This is a genomic window from Parafrankia irregularis, from assembly GCF_001536285.1.
Classification (GTDB): Bacteria; Actinomycetota; Actinomycetes; order Frankiales; family Frankiaceae; genus Parafrankia; species Parafrankia irregularis.
This window is the reverse complement of sequence record NZ_FAOZ01000071.1, coordinates 1-5,147: the sequence shown is the minus strand read 5'-3', so window position 1 is coordinate 5,147 and position 5,147 is coordinate 1. Positions and strand designations below refer to the sequence as shown.

5 protein-coding genes are annotated in these 5,147 nt (G+C 62.8%); 1 reads left to right on the top strand and 4 read right to left on the bottom strand.

Going from position 1 to position 5,147, the window contains the following annotated elements; all coding sequences use genetic code 11:
• Window positions 1–457: 457 nt before the first annotated feature.
• Window positions 458–952, top strand: a complete 495-nt coding sequence (locus AWX74_RS38615; protein ID WP_091287451.1) for a P-loop nucleotide/nucleoside kinase family protein — start codon at window positions 458–460, stop codon at window positions 950–952.
• A gap of 9 nt (window positions 953–961) precedes the next feature.
• Here the strand turns inward: AWX74_RS38615 and AWX74_RS38610 are convergent, their stop codons facing one another.
• From AWX74_RS38610 to AWX74_RS38595, 4 genes are read right to left on the bottom strand one after another with little or no spacing between them, the layout of a single operon-like run.
• Complete coding sequence (locus AWX74_RS38610; RefSeq protein ID WP_091287449.1) at window positions 962–1,828, bottom strand: hypothetical protein; 867 nt, start codon at window positions 1,826–1,828, stop codon at window positions 962–964.
• A complete protein-coding gene (locus AWX74_RS38605) occupies window positions 1,825–3,066 on the bottom strand; it encodes a glycosyltransferase family protein (RefSeq protein ID WP_091287447.1) in 1,242 nt (413 codons plus the stop codon). Before AWX74_RS38605 ends, AWX74_RS38610 begins: the two co-directional genes overlap by 4 nt.
• Window positions 3,063–3,737 carry a hypothetical protein gene (locus tag AWX74_RS38600; RefSeq protein WP_207550514.1) on the bottom strand — a complete coding sequence of 225 codons (675 nt, stop codon included), beginning with the start codon at window positions 3,735–3,737 and terminating at the stop codon, window positions 3,063–3,065. Before AWX74_RS38600 ends, AWX74_RS38605 begins: the two co-directional genes overlap by 4 nt.
• Before the next feature lie 14 nt (window positions 3,738–3,751).
• Window positions 3,752–4,906, bottom strand: coding sequence for a glycosyltransferase family protein (locus AWX74_RS38595; RefSeq protein ID WP_207550513.1), 1,155 nt, complete (start codon window positions 4,904–4,906; stop codon window positions 3,752–3,754).
• Window positions 4,907–5,147: the final 241 nt, after the last annotated feature.

Here is a 5,147-nt window from a genome sequence, read left to right as displayed (position 1 = left end):
GCGCCAGCCGGCGCTCCGCGGCGCAGCCGCGCTCCGGGCGAAGCCCGCGAGGGGACAGCCGGCGCCAGCCGGCGCTCCGCGGCGCAGCCGCGCTCTGACCAAGATGCTTCGCGGCGGGGAAAGGCTGAGCGCCCGCGAAGCCGCTCAACCGCGCCGCAGAACACCTCTGGCCGGGCGATCAGGCCGACGGTGGACCGCACACCTGCGGACCTGCCCGGGTCCGCGCTTGGGGCGCCTGGACCGCTGCCGCCCGCCTCATCGCCGAGCCGCCGCTGCACGATACTTCACGATTCCGCTACCTGCCAGCGACCGATTATCGGAACAGTATTTCTGGACAGGGATCCGGCAACAACGATCCGAGCGAGCCATCCGAATATGATATTCTCGTCCGATAGACTTACAATCCATCCCGACAGCGGAAGATACTCCGTCGGCGATTATCGGAGGGTCGACGACCATGGCGAACGAAGGCGGCTCAGAAGTTTTTCTTCTATGCGGTCTGACTGGATCCGGAAAAACGACCTACGCAAAGAAATTGGAAATCGATGGAGTGAAACGACTATCGGTCGATGAGCGAGTTTACGCCCGCCATGGCCGCTATGGCGTGGACTATCCGGAGGATCGCTATTTCGAGCTGGAGCAGCCGGTGGTATTTGAAGTAGAGGCGGAGCTGATCCAGCTTATCGAGCAGGGCGTACCTGTGGTTATTGATCACGGCCTGTGGGTGCGGGGAGAGCGGGCACGCTACAAGGAGCTGGTGGAGGAGCACGGGGGGCGGTGGCGACTGTTGTATTTCAAAGCGGATACGGAGGTGCTTCGTCGGCGACTGCGGGAGCGGAACCATCGCACAGATGGGAACGCATTGACCGTGACAGACGAGGCGTTGGATGATTTCCTCGCCCGGTTCGAGGAGCCGGTGGACGAGGGCGAGGAAGTCATCGTTCAGCGCTGACGCACGAAGTTAGCTCGGACGACGCGCGTGGGGACGCCAAGTATCGACGATTCGGCCAGATTCTGGTGCCCACCAGGACGGCGTGGTGCCGAGAGTGACGGGCCGGAACAGGACAGTGTCGCCGGAGACGTCGAGGCCTCCGCCGTGTGCATCGACATGAGAGAGGAGCCGAAGCGTCTCCTCCCACAGTGCGGGGCTTTCCTCACGCCACTGTCCTGTGCCTAGTTTCTCTGCTCGTTCTGCCAGGTAAGGAATTACATCCCCGCGCCACTTGAAGTGGTGGATTACGATACGCGGCCGGTTTATCGGACGATGGTCAGGGCTTCGATGGTTGCCGATATCAACACGCACACCACTGCGAACAAGAACAATCTTTCGGGGATCACCGCGGAGAAGCTCGTGGGTCAGGAACCCGCCCAACGGGTAGCTTCGATCGAGGCCAATCTCGGACGTCCATGACCGAAATTTCCCGTCAGCGGTGACCCGGTCAAGCATGACACCGCCGACAACTGGACTACCGCTCCTCTCGGCGCGGTCGATTTCCTCCGACAGGGAGGTCGTGTAACTCTGCAGTTCGTCGATATCGGCAAGCAAGTGCCAACCACCTCCGGCCTGTGATCGCAATTTGTCACGTAGCGCAGCGTTGGTCAAACCGCCGTGCCAAGGACCTTCATTGACAAAAGCCGGAGGCGTGCCGAGGAGGTTTCGGGCCAAGGTTAGCAATTCAGCGCGGAGATCTGGATCGGCGGTGCTGGGAAAGTGGAAACCGATGAGGAAGCGGCCTATCCCCAGAGCCCGATAGTGGTCGATGAAGGCGGAGAGGAGGTGCGGTTCGACGGGCCCGATAACGGCGACGAGGGTGGGTAGCTGGTTCATCGGCGTACTCCTTCGGTGAAGGCCGTGTGGAGGCGATGGAGGTCATTGAGCTGTTCGTCGGCGGTGCGCATACCGAGGAGGTCTGCTGCGTCCCGTGTCGGGCGGGGCATGGTGCCTAGGTTGTCGAGCTGGCGCGCCAGGTCAGCGGGATTGGAGGCTCTGAAGATCCGAGCCCAAGGCTGGTCAGTGAGCTGGGCGGTCAGGTCGGGATCGTTGTCGCTCACGATGAGAGGGACGCCGTAGCGCACGGCGTCCATGACGAGGCCGCTCTCCTTCCCGACGCCAGGGAGGCGGCTAACCACGGTGGCGTTGCTGGCGGCGTAGACCATGCGGACCTGGTCCGTGGTGAGCGTTCGGTGCAGGAGATGGAGGTGGACATGCGGGAGTGAGGCGAAGGTGTCAAGAATGTCGGTATCGAGAGGGGAACCGGCAACGATGAGGTGTGTTTCTCGGGTGAGAAGGGCGAGGGCGTCGCAGACTGTGCGCGGATCCTTGTGTCCCCACCAGCCGCCGACCATCGCAAGGACCGTTTCGTGGGCAGCGATGCCGAAGTGCTGACGCGCCGCGTGCCGTTCGCGGTCGTCGGGTGCGCCCTTCTCCAGCAGGATGGTGAAGGGGTGAACCGCAGTGGCGAGGTCGGGGAACTGGCGGGCGAGGTCGGTGCGGACGGCTGGCGTGGTAGCCACAGCCAGAACTCGGGTTCCGCTGCGTCGGGCGAGCCGACCAAGGAGGCGTACCGGAGCGTCCTCGGTCGTGTAGACCTCGTGGATGATCCGAAGATGGTCGATACCTGCGAGCATCCCGGTCATCGCGTGCAGCGCCTCGCTGGCGGTAAGGATGACGGGAACGAGGCATCGAGGGGCTTGGCTCTTGGCCGCGCGCAAGGACGCGACCTCGACGAGGCATCGGCGCACTAGCGTGATCTGATGGGGCAGTCGGCGGACAGTGAGGGGGAGGGGTCGGCCTGCCACGGCCCGGACCCCCAGCCGGGACAGATACCCCAGCCCGGCACCGGCGAATAGCGCGATGCGTCCCAGCAGGTCGGTGTCGCTTGTGCGGGTCAACAGCATGGCGCCGGCACCCTCGACTGCTTGAAGCGTGCCCGGGGCGATGCCGTCAAGAGCGACTACGAGCGCGGTGTCTCCCCGGCTCACAGCGGCTCGGGTGAGCTCGACGAGAGCCTGCGGAACGTGACCGCCCTCCTGGCCAGCATGCGTTTCGATGAACGCGGTGATCACAAGGTGTCCTGAGATCCGTAGGACTCGCGAAAACGCGCGTGGAGCCACATCGGATCATTGATCTGATCCCAGTCGTCGAGAGTGCGAGCCCTTGCAGCAAAGGCAATTCCGTCACGGGCCCCCCGCACGGCCCACGGCGCGAAGGCACCTCGACCTCCAGCGGTCCAGGCCTCCAATCGCTGGCGGGTCGCAGTGTCCGACATGCGGTACTCGCTGCCTCGGGCAAGCATCGCGCATTCCCGGAAGGCACCATGCCAGGTGTGATATGGACTCTGGTTAAATCGAGTGCTGCCCGCGACATGTGGAACGAATTCCGGCTTCCCGGGAAGGGCTGCCAACACATCGACTGCCTCGCCCATCTGACGCAGCGCATCGCGTCGGATAAGCTTGAGGCCGCCGTAGCCATACTCCAGGCCGTTGACGGCGTTTCTGGCCCTCCACACCCGCATGGGAACCCCGCTGGCAAGCGGCGAGGCGTCATCAGTCGAGAAATCGAGGTCTATCTCAAAGTCTCCATCTGCCAGCCAGAACTCCTCGGTGTCGACGATCTCGGCTGTGAGTCGGTAGGCGCGCCGCATCCCGCGCACACCATGAAGACGATGCACGTGGCCGAAGACATGGGATAGCCGGGCGTGGAGTTCGTTGGCGAGCGGTTCGTCGTAGGACAACATCACGCAATCCCGCCTCATGATAGAGCCTCCGTGTAAAGGTCAGCGACTCGGTCGGGAGTCAACAAGGATGTGGACTCCCGGGCGGTGTCGCTCTGCGCGGCCCAGAACCCGGCGTCAGCGATCAGCCGTCGGACGATATCGACAGCGGCCGCCGGACTATCGAAAAGAAGATCGGTACTGATATGCCTTTCCATCCAGCCCATCCGTGGGGCGATCACGGGAAGCCCCATTCCCTGGCAGTCGATCACCGACATGGACCATGGGCAACTAGGTCGGAACGGTGCGAATCCGAACAGGGAACCGGCCAAATTGGAGCGGTAGAGATTTCTCTCACCGTGGTCGGACACAACTTCCGTGCGAGGCAGGCCTGCGAGCGCGGCGCGGTACCGGTCGGGACTCGAATCCAGAGAGGCTCTGCCGGCCCGGCGGGCTCCGAAGAGGTCCATCACCCGGATGGCGGCGGGCGTAGCCGCTGTGACCTGCCGTGCCAGAGCTACGAAACGGCCCGTGCCGTAGTGCTCGTAGAGCCGATGATTGTAGATACCAATTGGCTTCTCGGGACGTTCGATATGCGTCCGGACCAGCCGCGGGTCACGAGGTGGAGGCACGATCCGTAGCCGATCCGAGAGATCGAGGCCGAATCGGGGTGCCAATGCGGTCACCCACTCGGCAGCCACAGTTGAATGCACCATTATTCTGTCGCAGATACTCAGGCCCGAGAAAAACGTCAGCAGAACTGCGTTGCCGAGACCACCGTCACTAAGAGATGGATCCAAATGGATTCCCTTATGATCCCCGTAGAATGGAAGATAGTGGCAGTAGCCAGCCAATAGTGCCGACGAACCACTCTCCACGATGGCTGCCCGGATCGCCGGCGCATTCTCGATCTGATTCGCGACGACGACATCCGGCTTGACATTGTCGATCAACGAAGAGAGACGACCGACGTCGTTTGTAAATCTCGCTCGATATTTAGTGCCCTGGGCCGGTACGGCAGCATGGAGGGCTCGTGAATCACCAACGGGCGACGGGCCACCGATTGTTACCTCGAAATCCCGGTCGGCCAACGCCGGAGCAAGAAGGTCCGCGAAGAGCCAGCCGGAGTCAGCAGCCAGCCGATCAGGGTTCGAGATGTTCATCAAATAGAGTAGCGATCGACTCTTACGCACGGAGGAATCACCTTTCAGTGGGACCTACAGGAGATACCGTTCGAGGACACCTAGCCCAAATTGGCGATAGGTAGAAGAATGGTGAGAGTGCTTGCCGGGGCGGGAGATCAATGGATCTCGCTCGAGGGAGGAATCATTGGCCTCGGCGTGCAGCGGCCGGTTCCTCTTGTGCGTCGTGGCCCGCGCGGCTTTGTGCGTTCCGGCTGCGGGTTGAGGCCGTGGGGCCTCGTGGGGTGCCCGC

Bases quoted from the DNA above. Each gene is read 5' to 3' on its own strand.
- AWX74_RS38615 (WP_091287451.1), top strand. From the start codon at position 458: ATGGCGAACGAAGGCGGCTCAGAAGTTTTTCTTCTATGCGGTCTGACT.
- AWX74_RS38610 (WP_091287449.1), bottom strand. From the start codon at position 1,828: ATGAACCAGCTACCCACCCTCGTCGCCGTTATCGGGCCCGTCGAACCG.
- AWX74_RS38600 (WP_207550514.1), bottom strand. From the start codon at position 3,737: ATGTTGTCCTACGACGAACCGCTCGCCAACGAACTCCACGCCCGGCTA.